We start from the raw sequence: 23430 nt of genomic DNA, 5'->3' as shown, positions 1-23430 counted from the left end.
GGCTCATTCACTTTCAGGGGGTTTTACTAAAAAACATTTCTGAAGCAAAAATTTATGCTGCCGTCAGTAAAATGACGAACAGAAAACATAGAGATAACTGGGAGTCAAAAGCGGGCTCGCTAAGAAGGCGTGGTGAGCTCGTAGAGCCGTTCGTTGAAGTGCCGGTTAGTATCTCAACGAAGGCGAAACACCTGGCATTAATGAAAGCGATTATGCGCGCCGCAGAACGCGACTGGAAATGGATAGAGCGTGGCCCAGTAATAAAGGTGCCACAAGAGCGAGGGCGGCGTGTTCGATGGCTTGAACCTCATGAAGCAATTCGGCTGATAAATGAATGTTCTGAACCATTGAAGTCGATTGTGGTATTTGCACTTGCTACGGGGCTTAGAAGATCGAACATAGTCGATTTGCAATGGCAGGATGTAGACCTTCAACGAAAGGTGTCTTGGATACACCCAGAGGAAAGTAAATCTGGACAGGCAATTGGTGTCGCTCTGAATGATATGTCATGCAAAGTATTGCGGGAACAAATTGGCCGGCACTCTCGATTTGTTTTTGTTCACACTTCAGCTTGGCACCGAGCGGACGGAACAAAAACAGCAGAGGTGAGGAAAATGCGCGTTGATGATAATACAGCATGGCGAACCGGATTGAAGCGATCTGGAATTACTGATTTCCGTTTCCACGATTTACGACATACCTGGGCAAGTTGGTTAGTCCAGGCCGGAGTACCACTATCGGCATTGCAGGAAATGGGAGGTTGGGAATCAATCGAAATGGTACGTCGATATGCTCATTTATCACCAAACCACTTAACTGAACATGCGCGAAAAATTGATGAGGTTATGGGGATTAATGTCACTAATCTGACACTTTTAAAAAACGTTGCTGAAAATTAGGAGTGAAATACAGGCCCCTACAGGATTCGAATACGGGCCCTATAACCCTTGTTATTACAGCATTTTTATCTGTTCGAAAAACGCCGGAGCCCCCAATTAGGCCCCCAATCATACTTTGCTGAAAACATCAGCGATTTCGAGCCCGGTGATTGTAACGATGAACTACCGCGCTGCCAACATCCCCGGATAGTGTTTAGCAATGATGTCGTTCATCCGCTCAATCAACTCCAGACGCTTGAAGGTTAAGTGCGCAGTTCCCTTCTGAAAATAACGAATGCTGAAAAATTCATCTTCGTAAACATCCGTCGAAGGGTTATCCCTAATATGATTCATCAACCGTATAGTGATATCGCCACGGTTGTCGGGTATCGGTTTACCATCCAGCAGAAATAGCATTCGTTCTAAGTCTGCCAGTTGATCCCGCCGCCGACCCCAGTTAAGCCCAAATCCCCACCGGTCACATTTGACCAGTCCAGTCACGATGATTTTCTTGCCAAACTTGCAGGGGTTGTTCGTCTTAAAATCCCAGCTTAGGCCTTTAAATACATTGATAACACCCCGTTCAAATACGTCTCCTTTACTCTGATGCAACTGCTCAAACGTACTGAGAATATTGGCTTCGCTGACTGCAGGAATGTTATCTCCCTCAAGGTTTCTGTACCACTGGTCACGGGCTTGGGCATCCATCAGGCTCAGCATCCCTGATTTTTTCATCAGGTCTCGCCATATACCGCGATCGAGATTGCAGGTAATCACTTTCATGGCTGTTTCTGCTTTCTCCATGAACCAGCAGCCAGTACGGAAGTCTTGTCGCATGGCCCAGTCCTTTGCAACTCCACCGCCAATGCTGTTGGTGATGGCCGAGATATCCTCAAGCTGGTGAATAAGCGCGTCAATCTGCACCAACGCGGCGTTACGCAAGGTGATGATACGTTCAATGCTGGTGGAGCAAATCACATCGGTGTGGCCGGTTAGAACCTGCGGCTCGCCGATAACTGCGCTGAGTGAAGTAGACATCGTAGGAACTCCATAAAAGCAAAAACGCCAACTCTTGTTGTTGGCGTCGAGGAAGAGGGATATTTCAGGTACCCGTGTCTGCCGTTCAAGATAGTTCCTGATACACCGCGATGTAGACATAACCGTGACTGCCCAGCGTATCCGCTTCACAGACAAATTCTCCATGCCGAACCGTAATGCCTTGCTGACGGCGTGGATCCAGCGCCCCGGACAGCAGCTGTGACTCCAGTTTGGTTATCAGCTCTGGAAATGCAGCATCAAGAGCCTGAGTGGCTTGAGGGGAAAAGGTACCGACAATATTGGCTCTGTCACTCAGAAAGTGCAGGTTTGCTCCCTCCTGTACCAGCCTGGCACCTAAACGTGGCGTAATATCACGTTTCAGGCCCCATATTGGGGAAATAGTAATGTGGTTATTCATGTTAACTCTCTCTGTGGAATAGGATTGAGGGGCTCGGTTGGGTACAGCAACGTTGGCGGAAAATGCGCACACCACAGACCTGCGGCCTGGCGAGCACGGGCGATATCGCCCTTACTCAGCGTCGGGTCTTGTGCCAGTGCGCTGAACCCGTTACGACCAATTCGCACTAAGGCATATTTCTCAACCAGTGTGTTGATGGTGTCGCCCACTGAAATCCCTTGTTCTATCTGCTGCACAATCAACTGTTCATCGTGATAGGCCGTATCGTTGAGGCTCAGGCCATAGTGGTGCTCAAGCAGGAAAGCGAGCAGTTGTTGATAAATAACAGGCACGGGTAATGCGCCCAGTGTGATGGGACATGGTTTCATGGGGATATTCTCAATGTGGATAATTTGGGATTAAGTCAGGAAGATATTAGGAGTTACCAAATCGTTTGGTTGAATGGAACATCACCTTATATCAATCGATTAATGCAAAAATGGCATGACTTTCTGGATGATGCAGAGCGTAAGCACGCAACCGATAGAAGTGTTCGGTCATAAGCTCATTTTCAGTACGGCAAGCATGGTGACTGTAAGCCATTAGGCAAGCGGCAATACCCGCCGCTTCGCGGCTGACGGTGGCACCATGACCATTAAACTCGTTAAACAACGCGTAGTCTTGCTCCATGCCCGGCACCATAAATGCCCCGCCGTTACTGAGCGTATAGTAGTTCCAGAAGTCGCCGCGATAGTCTTCACACCATCGGTCCAGCCAACCAAACACCTGTCGCTCAATCAAAACCCATTGAGGTATCTCACCAAAATGGTCAGGCCAGAATTGAATGCGCTGAGAGTCGGTAACCGGCGTGGCGGTTAGTGTGTCCATCTGAGTTGTCGTTGGGATATTCATGAGTAATGCCCTTCTTTAATAAAGATAAATAGCAAAACAGGCTCCTCCGGAAACCGGGGAGCCTGTTTAAGGAATAGGTTAATAATGAGAGTCGATATTTAAGGTCGTGGGCGAAAGTTGATGGAGATACAGCATCTCCCTGATTACAAACCCGTTATCGTTGGGATAACGGGCGGTGGCTTTCCCTGAATATTGGCATAACGCCTGTGCCTGATGGCTGTTTTAAATACATTTTGCTGACAGGTAACCCTACCAATTTTATCGATGGGTAAAGAGAAAAGATAATGGGTTGTGCAGATCAATAACGCGAAACCGATCGTTAAAATCGATCGTCACTGGAGGTGTGAAACAGCATCAGAGCACAGCCTGTTTAAGCTGCTCAGCCATGACCCACAGTGCACGATTGAGTTTGATGTCACCATCGATACCACTGATAGCACGGGTCCGGGCACGTTTTCCTCCAGTGCTCTTACCCGACAGCCCGCCTTTGGTCAGATTCTCCTGCACACGCTGAAATGTTGTCCAGAGGTCATCTTTCTTATCTTCCCAGCGACGAGGCATCAGGATTTGGGACTCCGTGACTGGATGGTGCTCCTCACCGTAACGGTAGGTCAATGCAGCATGGGCCAATGCATGTTGGTGCTCTGCTGACAGCGTCAATGACTGCATGCTTTCACGACTTTCTTCTATCTGGTCAAATATCCCCAGCACTTCGTAGGCCCCTTCAATCACCTTTTCCACCACATCCCCTTTATGCGGTACACGAATTTCGCCAAAACTCTGACCACAAACCAGGCCGTTACTGCAGATTTCGCGGAACATACCCGGCAGCATTTGATAGCTGCTAGACCCATCGTGGCTGTTGAGCAGAACAATCTCCTGCACTTCTCTCTGCGTGATTTGCTCTGTTCGGCGTAACCGCACCATATGCTTGGTATGCTCACGTTTATCCAAATCTCGTACTCGGGTCTGACAGGCAAAGAACGGCACAAACCCTTCTTCTCGCAACTTATCCAATAACGTAATAGTAGGAATATAGGTATACCGCGAACTGCGGGAGGCATGCTTATCTTCAGTGAATACACTTGGGACATAGTAGGCTAACTCATCATGTGTCAGGGGGCGGTCACGGCGAACCGAGTTCACACGGCCAAAACGGGACGCTAAACGGGTCATATTTCTATCCTTAAAACGTAAAAAAGCCACTGCCTCCTGAGAGGTAGCGGCTAGGGATATAGGTAAAAGTGATATACAGAGGAACGTTGAGGTATGTGATTTACAGATGCTCAACACGGCATTTCAGCGTATCAGCTGCAATCTGTAGCATCCGCATCAACAAGTACTTCCGCTAGTCAGAAACCAGTGTCATTGCCCATAGATATGGCAGATAGCCTGCGGAAGTGTGTTCCCAGATTAACCTCAGCCATATAGTTAAAGACTGTCTGATTCAGCAATACCGTCATCTGCCAATGCGTGGCTGATGTTATTCACCACCGTATGGGTGTCGAGTTTTATCTCTGCCAGCAGTTTCCCCGTTTCTGGAGTACCTTTATAAACGTAAAGTGACGCGACTGGCTCACCGTCATCATTTGTTCCGGCTGAGACTTGATAGCTGGTATCACCCTTTCTGACCGTGAATTCCTGAATGCTAATAACCTGATTACTCTGATATGCATAAGAGGTATTACCCACCGGAACGGTGATATTCATCTCTTTACTTTTTGCACTGATCTTACCAAAAGAGTAAGACACCGTCGGAGTGACAATACATATTTCCACTTCCTTTTTATGGTTAAGTGTCTGCGCATAAAAGACAGGTTTTGCGCAGCGCTGAGTCTGGCGGAGTGACACCGATGTATCTGCCTGAGCAACTGTCACCGATGGGAGTAAAAGCCCCGCGCTTAGCAGCCAAAAACCGACAATACTTTTTAATACATTCATCATTTTCATTCACCCACTTCCGGTAACACGACATAAATATCCCTGCCCCTGACCTCAATGGTCAGAGGCTCCTTATTGCCGGTGTTCATCAGGGCCAGTGCCCGATAAAAACGCCCGCTAACCTCTTCCTTTAAGTCCGTCACGCGAATACAGCGCTCATCAATACCTTCCCGTTGCATGATCTGGGTAACAGTAGAGCAGGCACTCTGCGCAAGTTGTTCGGTGCCTGACTGCTTTTTAAATTGTTCACCGGCTATGACCGACAACACGGTACAAAGCAGCCAAACTTGTAACAAACGCCAAGGCTTCCCCTGACGTTCGTCACGTTGTCGCAGATAAACCATGGGTAACAGGAAATATAAGAATGAAGGTGAGAATTTATCTTGTTTCATCAATCTGAACCGGTCGAGCAGCACCCAAATAAGGGAGAGCATCATATACAGGCCAAGTGCAATTTCTTTAGGGAAGAAAATAACGAACGGTACCCAGAGTATGGGAAGAATAATGGCCAGAGCCCAGGCATAGCCGTCTTGTTTTGACAGAGGATAAGGTTTTAGCATAATGGCCTCACGTCCTGCAGCACAAAAGCCAGATGAAAGGAACAGCATTGCAGCATGGTCATACTCCTTTATGAATCAATATATAAAATGGAATTGAGGGTTAACAACCTTTCTGGAAAGGGGATCGTAGCGAGATGTGGGAAGGAGAGATAATCGTTAATTAAGATCAATAAGCTAAAACTGATCGTTGAAACCTATTGATAATAACGATCGTTATATCCTTATTAATAGTTAAAGTCTATCATTATTTTATCTTCGATCGGCGAAACAGATCGAACGAAAGACACTCCTTCTGGTCACCAATGATGTCAACCGATGCCAGAGGCATGTCATGAGAGAAAGCAACCAATCGCGAATATTGGCTAATCCTTTTTTGACGATATGTGAAGTCAACAGGGCTTCCACGACATCAACAACAATGTCACTTACAAGGCGGACAAGGTTCTCCTTTGTTGTTCGACTGACGTTTTCATCAGGCAGGCAAGTGACAATATGACGGGGACTATCAGGTAACGACATCAGTAACGTTTCTCGCCATTGATGCATATTGAAGCCTTCCGAGGCTGACACCGCTAAAACGGGATGGACTGGAGAAAATATGGCCTCCACCTGGTTCACCCTCTCTTCTAGATTCTGTTGCTGAAGCAAGGAGGGTTGGCCTGTGGTGGGGTCCCATTCTCGAGAGGGTTCAATTTTATCAGCCTGATTGAGGACAAAAAGAAAGCGCGTGGGGTCTGCTCCCTGCGAAATCAATTTCCTATAGCAGCGAATGTCATCACTCCATGCCCGGTCATCTGCTTTAAGCACCCAGATAATCAGGTCCAGTTGATTCAGCCAGTGATATAAGCGGGTCAGTCCTTTAGCAAGGTCTGATATTTCATCATCTTCTGGAAATTCCATGATAAGCAAAGTGTGCGGTATAGGGTTCAGTTGATAATCCTGTATCTGTAGGGTACACCCTTTGACTGCACTGACATTGGCGGGGGATGCATTAAATAAGGTATTGCAGAGACTGGATTTACCCACACCGCTTTTACCCATGATGCCAATAGCGGGCTTATAAGAAACAGTTTTGTAGAGATTATGATCGATACGGGGGGCTGTATCAGCAGAAAGAGAGGAAAATACCTGCGTCAATGGCATGACTGTCGGAGTTTCTTTGTTCATCAATATTACCTACGATAATGAGTGAGTCAGAGTATCGTTGAGGTAATATCTATCTGAAAAAATATTGAAATTGATATTTAGATGCACTATTTTTGTTTTAAATATTCCCTACCTTTCAGATGAAAACGTTCTTTATTATTACCCGAGTCAACACCAATATATAGATTGGTTGAATTTTCAAATTTTTTACTGAGAACTGGTGAGCTTAATCTTTGCTCTAAGGTGACAGGCTTATGATACACAGGAATAAAAAAACCACCTGAATCATTACACTCTTTCCGTCTTTCAAAAATAGGGGCGGCCCCCGCATATTTACTAGAGAAAGTTCTCATGAACTCACTTCGGATAATATCTGTCTGCCTAAGGTATTTGATATTGAAAAAATCATAGAAACCACCATATTTATCCCATAGGTTAGGTGTGATTAATAATGGCTGGTACATGACATGATAATTCACATGAGATTCTTCATCATTTTTTAAAACCCTTCCGTCGAAGAAGGTTTTCAGGAAGACTATATAACACTGTTCAGGAAGACTTCTACTATTTTTACCTATGATCACATTATTAAAATCATTATAAATCTCTTGATGGACCCCAACTTTTATCTGCTCAATACCATCTTTCTCTCTGTCTCCTAGTGAAAGAGCGAAAGAATCATGAATGCGAAATCCACCGGAGAGCATGAGAATTTGCTCCTTAGGTGTAAATGTATCAAAAACTGAAAATCGCGGTACCATCCTTAATGGCACCTTTTCCGTTTCTACTTTTTGCATTTCCTGTCGTATTAGTGACTCCAGATATCCTGACCCTGTTACCCCGTTCTCCTCTGCTTTTTTTTTAGCCCATTCGTAAACCACCGAATCAGGAATATAAGCTGTGATTTTCTGTTTACTCGCCAATGTATTAAACACTCCTATCGGTATAAAAATGACGCACCTAAAGTCACTAAAATAAATATTACTTTATAAATTGTAACCTACCATAAGTAACCTACTTTTAAACAAAACACAATAAATCATAGTATTAATTAAAAGTTATGGATCCGTTTTTTTTGACGTTGTTACAGACGATAGCGACCTGTAAGCCATCTATTTTCTTATGGGCTGAGTGAATGATAGCGATACAGTAAAAGAAAACAGCACGGATCATCACTAGTAAACAACCTGCCGTTTCTCTATATCAGTGACTGGCAGCTTAGAGGTGTCTGGAGTAAACAACTAAAATACGTTGTCCTGAGCAAGCCTAACCCTCTTTTTAAAACGCCTAACTCCCTCGAAAAGTAAAACGATAACTCGGGAGTGATTTCGGCAGATTTACATACTTATTGGGGCCTGATTTTGGCTAATCCTTCTACTATTGCAAACTGCCTGTATCCACACCCTCTTGTCTCCGTATTGTTAATAATGGGAGGAGTGTTATCTAAGGTTATATGGGGATGAATAGAACTACGAGTACAACTAGCCATTTGTATGTATTGAAATACTGAGAATAAAAGAGATAACCCTCATTCCGTAAATAATAACTAGAGATCCGATGAATTGAACTCAATCAGCTAAGGACTCAACGTAATGAACAAGAAGAAATCAGATAAATGCACATCTAATGAATACTATGTCAAAAGGATCAGCGAAACCGTAGATAAAGCCCTGGCGGACTATCCCCGTGTCATGGCTGTAAGGTTCGACCTTCGTTTCCCTGACGAAGAAGACAGAGTGGACTGCCCTACACGCTATTACGATGCCCCCGATGTTATTTCCAATTTTATCGCCTCAGTGAAATCCCAGATTGAAGAAGACATTAAACGCAAAAGGAAAGCCGGTAAGACATCGCTGACCTGTAAGGTAAGGTTCGTATGGGTGCGAGAACTCAATCAGGATGAAACAAAATACCACTATCACGTCCTTTTACTGCTCAACAAGGATGCCTATTCCTGGCCTGGTAAAAGACATACAGGACCGTCATTTAATTTTTCCAGTATTTACCAAATCGTGATTACCGCCTGGATCCGCGCAATTAAACGCAATGGTCATGAAAAAATACATCATGGGCTTGTCCATCTACCTACCAACGGGTTTTATTCTTTAAATCGTAATAAACCTGACTTTGAAACTGATTACGAAGCATTAACCGAAAGAGCAATATATCTGGCTAAGGAATTTAGCAAAGACCACTCAGATGGCAGACGTAATCTGGGATGCTCTCAGGGATAAACGGTAAAACATTATTTTATAACTCGCATGTGGATGTTGAGAAGGAGAAAGTGCCAACGGTTAATCATTACCTATACGGCACATCTCCATACCTCTCAACGTTCCATATGGAGAAAACCATGATGACAACTCAGAATAACGTATCGGCCTTACTGAATGACCGAATGGTAGATATGTCATTTATCACGCAGTTTACCGGCCTTACTGATAAGTGGTTTTACAAACTGATTAAAGACGGCTCATTCCCCAAACCCATTAAAATGGGGAGAAGTTCTCGGTGGTTACAAAGCGAGGTAGAAAACTGGTTAAATGAACGTATCGTTCAGTCCCGCCAATAGCATCTTGTTTAGCAATTAATCGACACCAACCTCCCCCACGATTTCCGCCTACGGCTTGCATCAATATCAGCCCTCGAGGGTGGATGACGCATGCCAGCAATTCGGCCGAAAGGGGTATACCTCATTATTCGCGGGTCACTACCACGGGAAAAATACTGCAAGCTGTGTAAACCAACATTCACCGTATCAAATACATGCCAAAAAGGCTTCTGAACTCCCAATTTTCTCACTGTATAGCTATACAACATCATTACCCCAAAGCAATTCCATGAACCGCCCTGACAACAGAGGGCTCACGAGTTAATAGTGCAAATATTTTTCTAGGTTCAGCAGTTGAATGCTATTACTGCCCTTCCTGCCATAACCCGCTGCAATTACAACATACTCATGTCTCAGGGCGTCTATTCATTCATGACCAGGAGCATCCCAATTTTAACCCCGATATAAACTGTAAATACCGAACAAAAATGGCATCAACATCGTCACAAACTACTGATGCCTTAAGTACCCTGCGCAAGACTATCATGGCCCAACATGTGCCATTGAGTTCTCTGCCACACAGAGCTTACTTCTGTGTGCTATGCCAGCATAAGTATACTGGGCCAAAGACATGCCCCCAATGCCAGCAACTCCTGTATACGACGGAAAACCGTTTGAGCGATGACCATCGGATTGCGGGAGAATAAATCAAAAACCACTACCAGATAAGCCCTGCATTTGCCCATTCAGAGATACGCCACATCTCACCACTATTTAGGTGTCTAAATTCAGTGCACTGCTATACTCTGACGATTACAGAAATCGCTTTTTCTTTAAAGAGTTTTGAATAAACTGGTTTTCCTCATCACGGTCTGACCTGTACTGCAATCACTTAATGCTTGCTTGGGCAATCAGTGGTGTTGTTTCTGTCTTGATGACTCCCCAGTAGACTTGAAAAACCTCTTTTGCCAAATCGATGCCAATACTTTTAACATTCATGATGATCGCTCCGCTCAATTAGTGACGATTTATTATCCTGCAGTGGCACAAGAGGGAGAGATCATTCCATTAACAGCGTTATTTTTTACTTCAATTGCCAAAAACATAAATAATGTCAATGCTTGATGCCATCTTCCCACGCTATAATTATTTTCATAATTTTTAGAGAGAATTTATTGTCTTTATGGACAGGCAATCATGATCTTAGGATTGGTAATGATAAAGTTAGGATGGCAACGCCCAGTATGATTATATGAGCAATATTTTTGAAAGAGAGCATGAAAATATCCGAGTTCTTTCACTGTTTTCTGGCGGTGGTGGCATGGATTTTGGCATTGAATCTGCCGGTGGGAAGGTTGTTTTTGCTAATGATATTGTTGAAAACGCCTGTAAGACATTAGATAAGTATTTTCCTGACTCAGATATCAGACTTGGCGATATATCCAATATCCAGAGTTTTCCATGTGTTGATGTTGTTGTTGGCGGTTACCCGTGCCAGTCATTTTCGATGGCGGGTAACAGAAAGCCGGATAGTGATGCTCGGAGCAATCTTTATAAGCAGTTTTTACGTGTGTTAAATATTGTCCGTCCAAAATATTTTGTGGCAGAGAATGTGTCTGGATTACAGCAACTTGGTGCGGGCAGTTTTTTAGAACAACAACTTACAGCATACCAGCAAGCTGGTTATCAGGTCAGTTATCATCTGGTTAATGCTAAAGAATATGGTGTGCCACAGTCACGTAAGCGTTTGTTTATTATTGGTGTACGAAAAGATTTAGATCAATATTTTGAGTTCCCTCTAGCCACTCACGGTAAGCTAAGCCAGAAGAACCCTCATTTAAAACCTTATGCGTCTCATGGTGATGCTATTTGCGATCTTCCCTTATGGCCAGAAGGGGAGTTTTATGAACGTCCCCATGATCCAGAAGGCCATTTTTCATGGTATTTCATGTCAAGGAATCGTAAGGCTAAATGGGATAGCCCTGCTTATACCGTAGTAGCTAACTGGCGACATGTCACATTGCATCCAGCAAGCCCAGTCATGAAACTAACCTGGTCAAACCTTGATGACGGCTGGAAACAACGCTGGGACTTTTCCGATGAATACGAACACTTAACTGTTGATGATACCCGCCCTAAATTGGAGCAAGCCAGACGTTTGTCATGGCGAGAATGTGCTCGCATACAAACGTTTCGCCACGATTATGAACCGGTAGGGGATATTGATGCCAAATTTACCCAAATAGGTAATGCGGTTCCTCCTATGCTAGCTGAGGTTCTTTTTAGCCACCTTTTTTCAGGCGCAGGCTTGAAGAATCTCTCGATAAAAGCAGGTAATTGAAATGGAGGAGTCTTTCCCGGTTACTTTAGATGAGTGGAATACCGCCCTAGTTAGAGCCATTTTTTTTGACCCTTCTTGTATTGGTTCAACACTGAGTCGTATTGATGCGACCGGACGCATTTTTGATAAATTGAAAGGTACTCGTAGTAAAGAAGAAGCTAAAGGTAGCTTTTTGAATGCATTTGGTACTAGTGCAGAAAAGATACAAAATTATTTTAGAGATGAACTAAGGCTTGATATATTAGCGGCGAGAAACGGGGTTCCTCCTCATTTTGCTATCTTATATTTAACGTTACTTGCCGCAAGTGCTGATGATGACACCTATGATGAAGGTGATTTTCGTGTTAGATTTTCCCTTCTGCTAGGTTTTGATAAAGATAAGAAATTTATCTTTAGTGAACTCCCTAAAATGTGGGAGCGATTAGAAAGATGGAGTCATAATAAAAAAGAATGTGCGCATCTTATTTTACCAGATCCTCATCGCGAAACATTAATTGGTTATTCAAAAAGACTTTCCTTTCCATCTTATAAAGACGATTTATTACTAAGACGCTTGCTGGCTGATAAAAATCTGGATAGTCATTCAACATTTGAATCAATTAGTCAAATCATTCATCAAAAGATAAGTTCCTTCAGTCAAACATTCATCAATGAATTTGATCAGTTTAGAAGGCTGCTATTAAAGGCTTTATCGAAGCAAGCTTATAACAGCCCATTTTGGGGTGCCGTTCGAGATATTACTCGACACAAGGAAAACCAACAAGTAACTGCGAATGGACGTTTTTGCATACAGTTAGAAGATGCTACTGATATGTGGAACCCCGAAATTTATTTATTGATGGATAGCAAAGGGGCTAAGGAATTAGGTACCAATCGAATCTACACACTACCACAGAAAACAGAAAATTATAGCAAAGGCTATTGTAAATCAGATGTAAATAACACTCTGATACACATTTCATTACTATTACAAAAACATAAAAAAGGATTATCGCAATCGCGAGTAGGCATGGCATTGCAGGCTGGATGTTTACCGCTATTTCGGGATGATTCGGGATTTATGAATTCTGATGGTCACTATTTTGACGATGGTCCAGTTTGTCTAGTAATCAGCAGTAACTATGTAAGGAAAGTTTATGCGGTATGTAATCATATAAAGTTAAGATTCCATTCATTAGGACTTACCCCAGAGCTGAATGAATGGCAACTTATTGTATTTGAATCAGTAAATCAACAGGCATTGCTCACTTTGGCAACTGCTCTTCCTAAACTCGCCCAACGATTTTTTATTCAAAATTGGATGCCTATAAGACCTCATTTGGCTGGCGGAGCGCGCTTTGGGCAAGCAGTGTTACTTAATCCGGCCAGTACTCCATTTATTCGTATGGAAGGAGCTAGTAGCGGAAGATTCGTAATTAGTGACTCTGCGGATAATAAACTGGCTACAGGCGAACTTACGGTCAGTGACGACGGATTATATATTTCATCTGAAAAGTTGGTTGCCATTTCCGGACAAACACTTTGCCGTTATTTATTAACACTGGACCAACAAGAATCACCTCTGGTTTATGATGTTTGTGTATTAGACCATGCTCCTGATGCAGCTTATCGACGTTTAAATGAACCAAATAATTGGTTGATTGATGGTCCTATGGGAACTTTAGTACCATTTAATGATATTGCTAATAATGTACCTGCCTCTAGGTCTATAAATAAGCTAAAACTTACCCCTATGGGGGGGGAGTGGTCATTATGGCAACAAAATGAATATCCGCCTGCAGAATGCGAATCTATTGATTTGCATTCTATTCCTATTGCGCTCGACTGGTTAGTCGAAGCGCTGGCGCTGCGTTTTCAAAGGCGTAGCACACTGCCTTTTGATGAACTGAATAAACATCTTATACCAGTTTCAATCGCTGTAAACATTCCTGTTTGGCGATTACGTCGAATGCTGTTTACGACTGGCTGGCTTTCAATGACTGAGAGTCGTTATGCTCCTTATCCGTTAGTAACACTGGCTATCCGTACAATATCAGTTTCTGACGAGAAAGCGGGTGTAGTTGCTCGTATCTGTGGAATGATGACAAAAAGCGAGCGTAATCAACTGCAGTGCGCACTGGTAGATGGCGAGCAAGTTAAACGGTGGTCAGTATTAGGTCATGATCTTGCAGCCGGTTGTATTGAGTTAAATTTGACAGGTATTGAGCGCGTAGAAACATTGATTGAACAGTTTGGTTTGAAATTGGTCACCAAAACAGATTTTTCTGTCAGCCCATTAAGTGGTGTAATCCTACCAATAACCCAAATAAAAAATATCCCAACGCTACCTGAAAACATCAACGTGTCGACTTGGCAGGAAGGGAAAAATATGTGGTCTGAAGAGACTACGGCAATTGATCCTAGCGGCAATGCTTTAATGCGCTGCCAGGAAAAACAGCGTAATCGTTATTTTATCACTACTCAAAATGCTTGCTGGCAGACCGATAGTTTTGCTTGGGGATTGGTCGTTCAGGCTATTTTTTCAAAAAAAACATTGGGTTATCAGAGCCATAATGGCGATCTCTCTTGGTCAAAAAATCTCATTGCATTACCGCTTCCTCTAACACAATGGTGGTTACATTTTGCTGGTGGTTGCCTTTCCATTAGTGATAACGGCAGCATTTCATTTTTAGGTGGAGGTAGTTCCATGTGGGGCGATATCGATTGTTCAGATGAGACAGAGCAACTATATATCGATCGAGCTACTGTTCGCCGCTCACGAGCATTAAAGCTACGTAGAGCTCGATAATAACGATAATACGAACAAATTATTTGTTTTTTTATTCACAATGAACATATTGAGTTGGTATATAGAGGAGTTCAATCCGGATGGTTAAAAAACAGAGCGTTATAAAAGAACGACTGAGCCAGATGTACTGTTTTGCTATAGAACCTCACGAATTAGCAAACTGCCTGAAAGAATGCAAGCAGAAGCTTATTATGGCTGGCGCTAAAGCAGATAACTTACCTAGAACGTTAACTCAAAAATTGCATTTTTTGAGTAAGCTACAGCCGAAAGCGCAACTTATTATTCAGACGTGGTTTAGTACTAACATTCAGTTTTCTGAGCATAATGATCCTAATGAAATCCTTAATGAACTTCTGTTGAAAGAAAAAAGTGGCGATGATGTAGAACATTTAAAGCCACTATGGCGTGCCATTCTGGGATTTTACGTCTCTCAACCCTGTCCAGAGATTATTGAACGGTTTCTGAATGATGAAGAAATGAATCAACTCAATAATGGTGATACTGAGAAATATAATGCTAATTTGTTTGCACAATCTGCCCTTAATGTGACAGATGAAGATATAGAACAATGTTTATTAATTGGTCAGGGACAGAATATATCTCCTTCTGATCGGATACTACCTATGTTTATCGCTGGTCTAACTGATACGCTTAATGGTAATCAGAATTCGGCTATTTTATGGAAAGAAAAACTAGCCACTCATCCTCTCCCAATGGCAAAAAAACTTGAAGGTATTATTGCAGAGTTCGAGTCTGGTCATGGCCAGAAAATAGCTGATAGTCTAGCGGTATTACCAGCAGAATTTGTTACACCAGAGAGCATGGATGACAATATAGATAACATAACGTTTGTTGGTATTGTTACTAAATTACTCCCATCAGGTGCCTTCTTCGTTACACCGATTGCCTTATTTATTGATAATGGTTTGAGGGATCTATCAGAGGAAAACGCAAAATTTTTGTATCCTCATCATGGTGAAACCGTCGGCTTTATGAATCATTTCTCCAGAAATTTTACACAAGGAGAATTGGGGATATGGCAAGCCACTCATCAGCCATCCGATAAGCTTGCTCAATACGTTCTGACTAGGTATCAGTCACGCATATATCCTATCATCAGGCTTCCACATCAGCTCAGCGAGCCGGATGCTATAAGAGAGTGGTTGTTAACCCAGTATCAGCCAAAAAATGATTCTCCCGTTATTTTTCTACTAGATGATGGTATTGCATTAAGGCTTCCTGGTGATATAGCAGACCCTAAAAAATACGATTTTGATTCACCATTAGATAGCTATAGAGAATTAGCTTGCATTGAATTATGTTCCCGGAAAATTACCCTTGCGACCCAACTTCCAACGCTCACAGAAAAATATGACTGTGCTCCAGCCAGTACATGGATAAAGAGATTAATAAAGTTGAATTATTCATCGATAGACTTTCCTGCTTTTAGCAAAGCGCAGTTACAAAACTTAGCCTACTTTATTGAGAGCAATGAATCTGAGAACGATAAATATATTCGTGCCTTAGCTCATCTGGAACAAGTCGTAGTTTCAAGAGAGTTTTTGGATAGTATGGTTCAGAAATTGCTGAACTTGCCTGTAGTAGAAGCTCAAATTAATGAACAAAAGAAAGTGATACTTTCTGGTTATGAGAATGAACAAGAAAAACTAAGATTGGTGATTGCATCACTGGTAGACAAAAAAACGCAGCTTGAAGCCGAAGTTGATAATCAAAAAAAACGTCTGAAAGCTGAAACAGAGCGATCGAAAAAAGTAATTCGCCAACAGGAAGCAGAACTAGATTCACGCATAAGGCAAACCTTCGAAAATGCATCTCAGGCTGGCATCGAAACGTTGGCGCAAACTGCACTATTACGCGCATTGACTGCTGATGTTACAGGACCGGTTTCTCAGTTAGAACCTATGGGTAAATTAGAGCCAGATACTGTAATGGCACCTTCATTGGCGTTAAAGCCTTTTAAATTGCCGGTAGCAGTTGAAATCACCAATAAAAGACGGTTACTAACGATAATAGAGGAGCAAGCGGCAGTAACTGGGTTAAGTGAAACGTTATTATCCAGTATTATTGCTGCCGCGAATGTAACCCCTATTATTGGATTACTGGGAAAATATACTAAAAAAGTGCTTTCTACCGTGGCAAATATTCTGTCAAGTGGGGTACGGGGGGAAGTCTCTATTCACGGTGATCTTTTTAGCATCAGTGATTTAATGAGATCTCCCGTATTAGTCAGAAGCCTAGAAGACACTTGTACCATGTCTCTGGGAGATTTCCTGGCGCACCAGCAAGCGAATGGGCAGGCTACTGTGGTGGAATTACGTGGATTTAACCGCATGCCGCCAGAAACATTGTTGCCCGAGTTGAGTGATTGCCTACTGAGTGATAAACAAGCATCTGGCTTCTGCTGGACAGACGAACAGCAGAAGCTACGCCATCTTTCAATCAACCACCCTATCTTATTTGTGCTGACATTTGTTATTGGCAAAAGCACATTTCCATTACAAGGATCAGCTTCCAACAGATTACCGGTATTTTTAACCGAGAATATTTGGGGGGATGAGCAACCTGCAGTTGATACTAATGATGTAACTGTGACATATGTAACATCGGTAGTCTGGCAATTGCTTTATGCAACTCTGCAACAATTTAGCAGCCATAGTCATAACGAACTGGAAAGCTTGAAAAACTTACTAAATGATTTCGGTTTTACTGAGCAAAAATCAGAAGGAATTGCCAAGCTAGCGTTTGAAGCTGGGCGTAGCCCATCAGCGAATCTGGTTTCAGATATCGAATCACTAACTCCGGTATTGATGAATTATGCTCGGGAAATTACCCAAGGCGAAGTCACTGCTGTACTTGATTGCCTGTTTCAGGCATAAGAAAGAGGCTTGGTATGAATAATCCACTTGAAACATTTGAATCAATTAGAGATTTCTACATCGCTTATCTTGAAACTGCCTTCCGAATCGGCGCTCCAGCTATTCAGAAATATCGTCGAGAATTACTTGAAAAACAAGGGACGTTGTGTGCGGATCTATTTTTGGAGCCAATGCCCCGATATAAAGACTATGGTTTAACTATCAGTGATTTGCTGGATGCCCCGAAAGGGGAAACATGGCTACCGGGGTTTACTATCCCGCAAAGAGCTGCATTTATCGATCTCTGTTTGGGCGGCCTTTTACCCCGCGACCCTATGGATACAATCAAAGGGCGTTTTAAACTCTATACCCATCAATTAGAAATGTTAAAACGAGGTGTGCAACCCGGAATGCCGGGTATTGTTACTTCAGGAACAGGCTCCGGTAAAACAGAATCTTTCTTACTACCTGTTTTTGCTCAAATTGCTAAAGAGGCAAGTCAGTGGTCGCAAAGTTCTGAGCTTAAAAGTTGGCAACCATGGTGGAGTGAGCCAAACGCCCAACCTACCTTTGTACGAGATCGAGAAGCATCCACTTCTGGGCGCCCTAAAGCTGTGCGAGCATTAATCCTCTATCCGATGAATGCGCTGGTAGAAGATCAATTAGTCCGCATGCGCCGAGCACTCGACTCTGATGAAGCTCACAAAGTGATGGATTCTCATTTTGGTGGGAATCGTATTTTCTTTGGTCGTTATACTAGTGCAACGAAAGTAACGGGATGGTTAGATCACCCTCGGCTACGTAATGATCCAAAAGAGAAAAAACGTGTAGCTGTTAAAGTCACTGAATTACGTAAATACATGCAATTTGCTGATAAGACACATAAAGAGGCGGTGTATCAAGGGAAACGCGATGAGGATGACAATTTACAGTTCAATTTCCCGAGACCGGATGGGGCCGAAGTGCTCAGCCGTTGGGAAATGCAAAAAACGCCGCCAGATATTCTCATTACCAACACCAGCATGCTCTCAACTATGCTGGTGCGTGAAATTGACGATCCTATATTTGATCAGACTCAAAAATGGATTGAACATGACCCAAACGCCTATTTTTACCTTGTGCTCGATGAACTGCATCTACAGCGTGGCACGGCAGGCACTGAAGTCAGCTATTTGCTTAAACATTTGATCAACCGTCTGGGGTTGGATCAACCACAACATAGGCACAAATTACGAATCCTGGCTTCGAGTGCTTCGCTTCCCGTGAGTGGTCAGGAAGGTAATCAAAGTATCGACTATTTGTGGGGTATGTTTGGTCAACGCGGATTAACAATGAATGCCAGTGCGAAGGACTGGAAGGCTTGCATTGTCGACGGAAAACCCGAAGCACTGGTTGATATATCGGATTATTGTTGTGACCTACCCGCGTTTTGTCACTCGGTTGAGCAACTAAAGTCAACGGAGGCATCTATAATATGGCGCGATATAGCTCGTAGTTTGGGATGCTATCGTGACGAAGTTACTTTAGAAGAATTGGCGCAGCATACGGTCTTATTGGCTGCCAGGATGTTGGAAAAAGGATGCACTGATAATAAAAAATCTCTACGTGCAACCGCCATCAATTCACTGGCAACAGGCTTGTTTGGAGAACATCTCGATGCGCGTAGAGGAGTCAGTGCGCTAATCTGGATACGCACGACGGTTGATCGTTGGCAACAGTGGTTTGAACATCCTTTTCCTGCTCACATCATACTACCGCGTTTCCGTGCTCACGCATTTTTACGTGCGCTGGAAGGTTTGTATGTTGCTCCATTACCATCTCCGCCAAAAGCAAATAAAGATGAAATAAATCAATCTTTATTCGCAGATCTTACGGTTGAATCCGGTCTACGCTACGGTGATCGTTTGTATGAAGATAAGCAGCGTTCACGACGCGTGGAACTGCTTTATTGTGAATGTTGTGCAACATTATTTTTGGGCGGTAAACCATCTGCTTTCTCAGTCACAAGTCACCGCACAGAACTACTACCAAACGATCCTGACACAGAGAAGCTCCCCGAACATGCCAAATCAGTCATGATTGAGAGAAGATCAGCAGAAGAGTATGTCCTGTTCATGCCAACCGTTGATCGGTTCTGGCCCCTCGGTAGTGAAAAACTCACTGATGACGATTCTTTTGGTAAATGGAGAGAGGCAAGTTACGATCCGTTTACCGCAACGATTACTCAGCCTATATCCCCAGTAAAACCCTTACCAGAAACCGATATTGCAGGCTGGTTTTATAGTGTTCCTTCAGGTAATTTTATTCCTCCGAAAAGAGAGCAGTCATCCAGTAAATCGCCTGGTTCATCATTGCCTTTCCAATGCCCAGCATGCGGAACCTCATATAAATACGGTAAAGGAAAACAGTCGCCTATTCGTGGTTTTCGAGTAGGTTTCGCAAAAACCACGCAGCTACTTGCCAGTACATTAATGGCTGAGTTGCAAAAATCTGGAGATCAAGAACGGCTAGTAACATTCTCTGATAGTCGACAAGATGCGGCTAAGGCAGCACTTGATCTCGAATCGGGTCATCATGATGATATTAGGCGGGAGATCCTCATCGGTTCGCTGAAAGAGCTTGTAGCAGATAAATGTTCACATGAAAAATTGCTGATACGTTTAGATGAGGTTACAAAAAGGAAGAAAGCACTTGATATTATTGACGATCTTAACAAGCTTTCAGATGAACAAGAAAAAGAATTAAACGATCTTTGGAAAGAACGAAAACGCATCAAAGAAACATTATTACTCCCGCAGGCTGATAGTGTCTCGCTAGAAGCAATATTGGAAAATTCGCCCAAAGCGGGTAAACCACTTAATAGATTGCTGGCTAAGTTAGTTAAAGCTGGGATTCATCCGACGGACCGTACAGGCATCACTCCTGTGCCCGATCCGTCAAAACATAGCGAAAACATTAAAACTTTTACATGGCAACAGCTCTTTGATAAAGACCATCACAATAAATGGTGCTGGAAGGCTTTTCCTTACTATGAAACCGATCTAGATATTGCCCGTCAGGAAATTTCACGCGACCTGAAAGAATTAGCCGGTGAAAGCGTGTTCAGCAAAACTTATTTTGCGTTAGAAGAAGCTGGATGGGGATATCCTTGCATCCCTATTTCTGAGAATTATTCCCGGAAAAAATTAGCAATATTTGACGCATTACTTCGAGTTTTGGCTGACGCTTACCGAGTCGACCCATCGCAATATCGTAATCCCGATAACCCTGACACCCCCTGGAAAACAGCATCAGCGATCCCTAAACGCAACAGGGTATATTCCTTTGCAAATTCCATATGCCATCAGTCTGGTGGTAGTGTTTTAGATTTACTTGATGAGTTCCTCCTGCTCCTTGAAAAAACGGGTCATCAAGGTGGCATCATTGATATTGGGAAAGTACATTTCCATTTAGTTGAACCCACAAGTAGCTTCTGGCGCTGCAGCAAGTGCGGTCGCGTTCACTTACATCTAGGGGCAAAAATATGCACCCGCTGCCATGCTCTTTTACCTGAAATACAATACGGTGAAGCGGGTGTGCTTCAAAAGCAAAACTACCTTGGTAAACGTATTTTATATTCATCTGGCAGCCATCGAATGCGTTCTGAAGAGCTCACTGGAATGACTGAAAATCCAGCTGCAAGATTACGTCGCTTCAAAGGTATTCTGATTGCGGATGATGATGATATTTTACCAACGGGGCTGAAAAACTTTGAACCAGACACTGAACTGGACAGAAAGGCACGCGTTATTGATGTGCTTTCAGTCACCACCACTATGGAAGTTGGTGTTGATATTGGGGATTTACGAGCTGTTTTTCAGGCGAACATGCCGCCACAGCGCTTTAATTATCAACAGCGTGTAGGCCGAGCTGGGCGACGTGGACAAGCTTTTGCCTTTGTACTAACCGCATGCCGTAGCAAAAGTCACGATCTGTTCTATTTCCGCCACCCGGAAAAGATCACTGGTGATCTGCCACCTCCTCCTTTCTTAACTACTAAGCTGGAAATGATCTGCCAGCGACTGGTACGCAAAATCTGGTTGGTGGCCGCGTTCAAATGGCTAAGGCAAAACACAATTAACTCACACCAGTCATGGCCTGTCGATGAGCACAGACAAAAACCCGATAACCATGGTGAGTTTTTTCAGGTTGACTGGCTAAAAGTGAATTGGGTTACATGGCAACCACGTATCCGTCAGGCTCTAATAGCAACGATTAGAAATCGTGATGAATTTGCCCATGTCTGCATGCCTGACGAGCAATCCTTCTATCATCGCATTGTGCAATTACTGACCCCAGACAATCTGATTCAGGATATTGGTGCAGCACTAAACGACGATGCTATGACAGGCAAAGGGCTGGCTGAGTCGCTGGCTGAGCGAGGGCAACTCCCGATGTATGGTATGCCAACCCGCACGCGTCTGTTACAAACCAGGGCCATTGCTACTGGCGAAGATGATATTCAGTTTGCCAGCATGGATCGCGATTTAGACATTGCAATACAAGAATTTGCACCGGGGAAATATCTGGTACAGGACAAAAGGCGCTACTTAACGGCAGGCTATGCCGGGATGCTGAAGCGACGCTATCCTAAATCTATAGAATTTGATTCTAACGCGAATGAACTGGGAGAAAGCAGAATGATGACAGCCTGTCCAGTCTGTCACGTTTGGGCTCCAATCAATCACGAGATCAGCGAATGTACTGCCTGCGGTGCCGAGACGGAAGATGCTGAGCAGTACCAATGCTATGTACCTTATGGGTTTATTACCTCACTGGAAGATAAATCTGTCAAAGAGGATGTCGATCAAACCCTAACCAATGCTAGCCGTGTTTCAATAGCTGAAGCCTACTCATTTTCTGCCGTGTCGGATTTTTACGCTAATGTCGCTATCCAACTTGAATCTCAAATCTGTCTTCACCGGCTGAACCGCGGCACCTATGTCGATGAACGATGGAGTGGTTTTAATGCGGCGCAAGGCAATTTACGGGTTCCCTTTAGAAATGGGGGAACGTACCAGCCATTAACAGCAAATCGCGTTTGGGTAGATAGTCAATTGCTTGAGGCTGATCTTTTATTAAAGAGACGTTTCACACCATTGCAGGAAAGTAAAACTTCATTTTATCTTGCCGCACCTAAAGTGACCGATTTGTTGGCTCTGATGGTGGTCAATACCCCTGCGGGGCTTCAGTTGCAGACACAGGCATTTCGTGCTGCAGCGCTCTCCGCTGCATTTATCATCGTTAACTATGCCTCAAAAGAGCTACTCGACATTGATCCAGAAGAAATCGAAATTCTGGAACCTCGAGTCCAGAGATTAGAGGACGGCAGGCTGGCACCGATACTGCAAATGGCCGACCGTCTGGTGAATGGTTCCGGATTATGCGAGCGCCTACAGCAGATAGGAACATCCGGTACGCCGATCATTTTGGAGATAATGAAAGCTATTGTCAGTAACAAAAATGATTTCCCGCTAAAAGAGTTTTTAGACGATTCTCATCGAGAAAAATGTTTTCAGGGGTGCTACTACTGTCTTCATAGATATGGCAATCAGGCCTATCACGGGTTGCTTGATTGGCGACTTGGGCTGGACGTTATCCAGCTGCTTCTGGATGAAAATTATGATGCCGGATTAAATGGTGATTTTTCCGCTCCTGGTATCGCTGATTGGCGAGAGAACGCCCAGCGTTTAGCAAAAGAGGCTGCATCACTTTTTAATAGCGAAATTAGAATGGTAGGCCATATTCCCCTAATTGGCATTGGCCCACAGCGCTGGGTCGCGGTGACACATCCGTTCTGGAGCAGTGATGGCATTTTTAATGCTAATCCTGAACTTGAAAGGCTATTCCTTGAGTGGAAACTGGAAAAACAAACGGTTAGTACGTTTGATCTCTCGCGCCGCATGGGCGCTGTTATGACCAAATTGAAAAACCCAGAAAGTAACTTGGGTAATTGAGTACAG

At 43.5% G+C, this 23430-nt stretch carries 17 protein-coding genes; 8 read left to right on the top strand and 9 right to left on the bottom strand.

Features of this window, described 5'->3' with window-relative positions; genetic code table 11:
• Positions 1-899 (top strand): site-specific integrase (locus YROHD0001_RS09040; RefSeq protein WP_032816884.1); only part of this gene is annotated, 899 nt, incomplete at its 5' end.
• A 162-nt stretch (positions 900-1061) separates the two neighbouring features.
• On the opposite strand, the gene YROHD0001_RS09045 is transcribed toward YROHD0001_RS09040, so the two are convergent.
• The 9 genes from YROHD0001_RS09045 to YROHD0001_RS09075 all read right to left on the bottom strand — a co-directional run bounded on the left by YROHD0001_RS09045 (position 1062) and on the right by YROHD0001_RS09075 (position 7795).
• On the bottom strand, positions 1062-1916 hold the full coding sequence (locus YROHD0001_RS09045; RefSeq protein WP_004714667.1) for a DUF4942 domain-containing protein: 855 nt from the start codon (positions 1914-1916) through the stop codon (positions 1062-1064).
• 85 nt (positions 1917-2001) lie between these two features.
• Entirely contained in the window at positions 2002-2334 is a 333-nt protein-coding gene (locus YROHD0001_RS0117890; protein WP_032816883.1) for a type IV toxin-antitoxin system YeeU family antitoxin, read from the bottom strand.
• On the bottom strand, positions 2331-2702 hold the full coding sequence (locus YROHD0001_RS09050; protein WP_004714666.1) for a TA system toxin CbtA family protein: 372 nt from the start codon (positions 2700-2702) through the stop codon (positions 2331-2333). Before YROHD0001_RS09050 ends, YROHD0001_RS0117890 begins: the two co-directional genes overlap by 4 nt.
• A gap of 91 nt (positions 2703-2793) precedes the next feature.
• Positions 2794-3225, bottom strand: a complete 432-nt coding sequence (locus tag YROHD0001_RS09055) for an antirestriction protein (RefSeq protein WP_004714665.1) — start codon at positions 3223-3225, stop codon at positions 2794-2796.
• A gap of 354 nt (positions 3226-3579) precedes the next feature.
• Positions 3580-4401, bottom strand: a complete 822-nt coding sequence (locus YROHD0001_RS09060) for a DUF932 domain-containing protein (RefSeq protein ID WP_032816882.1) — start codon at positions 4399-4401, stop codon at positions 3580-3582.
• Positions 4402-4656: 255 nt separating this feature from the next.
• Complete coding sequence (locus YROHD0001_RS20730) at positions 4657-5169, bottom strand: hypothetical protein (protein ID WP_004714663.1); 513 nt, start codon at positions 5167-5169, stop codon at positions 4657-4659.
• A gap of 2 nt (positions 5170-5171) precedes the next feature.
• Positions 5172-5726: a hypothetical protein gene (locus YROHD0001_RS09070; RefSeq protein ID WP_032816892.1), complete on the bottom strand. Its 555-nt coding sequence runs from the start codon at positions 5724-5726 to the stop codon at positions 5172-5174.
• Between the two features lie 249 nt (positions 5727-5975).
• A complete protein-coding gene (locus tag YROHD0001_RS0117885; RefSeq protein ID WP_004714661.1) occupies positions 5976-6893 on the bottom strand; it encodes a GTPase family protein in 918 nt (305 codons plus the stop codon).
• A gap of 86 nt (positions 6894-6979) precedes the next feature.
• Positions 6980-7795 (bottom strand): hypothetical protein, encoded by an 816-nt coding sequence (locus tag YROHD0001_RS09075; RefSeq protein WP_032816881.1) that lies wholly within the window; start codon positions 7793-7795, stop codon positions 6980-6982.
• A 669-nt stretch (positions 7796-8464) separates the two neighbouring features.
• Between YROHD0001_RS09075 and YROHD0001_RS09080 the strand changes: the two genes are divergently transcribed.
• From YROHD0001_RS09080 to YROHD0001_RS09105, 7 genes are all read left to right on the top strand, one after another.
• The gene (locus YROHD0001_RS09080) at positions 8465-9106 is read left to right on the top strand and encodes an inovirus Gp2 family protein (RefSeq protein ID WP_071817884.1); all 642 of its coding nucleotides are present in this window, start codon (positions 8465-8467) and stop codon (positions 9104-9106) included.
• Positions 9107-9228: 122 nt separating this feature from the next.
• Positions 9229-9444, top strand: a complete 216-nt coding sequence (locus YROHD0001_RS09085; protein ID WP_032816889.1) for a helix-turn-helix transcriptional regulator — start codon at positions 9229-9231, stop codon at positions 9442-9444.
• Positions 9445-9911: 467 nt separating this feature from the next.
• Complete coding sequence (locus YROHD0001_RS21040) at positions 9912-10130, top strand: putative zinc ribbon protein (RefSeq protein ID WP_456119699.1); 219 nt, start codon at positions 9912-9914, stop codon at positions 10128-10130.
• Between the two features lie 545 nt (positions 10131-10675).
• A complete protein-coding gene (locus YROHD0001_RS09090) occupies positions 10676-11764 on the top strand; it encodes a DNA cytosine methyltransferase (RefSeq protein WP_004714656.1) in 1089 nt (362 codons plus the stop codon).
• A 1-nt stretch (position 11765) separates the two neighbouring features.
• A complete protein-coding gene (locus YROHD0001_RS09095) occupies positions 11766-14552 on the top strand; it encodes a hypothetical protein (RefSeq protein WP_004714655.1) in 2787 nt (928 codons plus the stop codon).
• 80 nt (positions 14553-14632) lie between these two features.
• A complete protein-coding gene (locus YROHD0001_RS09100; protein ID WP_032816879.1) occupies positions 14633-17449 on the top strand; it encodes a hypothetical protein in 2817 nt (938 codons plus the stop codon).
• Positions 17450-17463: 14 nt separating this feature from the next.
• Complete coding sequence (locus YROHD0001_RS09105) at positions 17464-23424, top strand: DEAD/DEAH box helicase (RefSeq protein WP_004714653.1); 5961 nt, start codon at positions 17464-17466, stop codon at positions 23422-23424.
• Positions 23425-23430 lie beyond the last annotated feature (6 nt).

Origin of the sequence: Yersinia rohdei ATCC 43380 (assembly GCF_000173775.1) — a bacterium.
In the GTDB taxonomy this organism is placed as follows: domain Bacteria; phylum Pseudomonadota; class Gammaproteobacteria; order Enterobacterales; family Enterobacteriaceae; genus Yersinia; species Yersinia rohdei.
The sequence above is the reverse complement of the archived record's forward strand: the minus strand, read 5'-3'. Positions and strand labels throughout refer to the sequence as shown.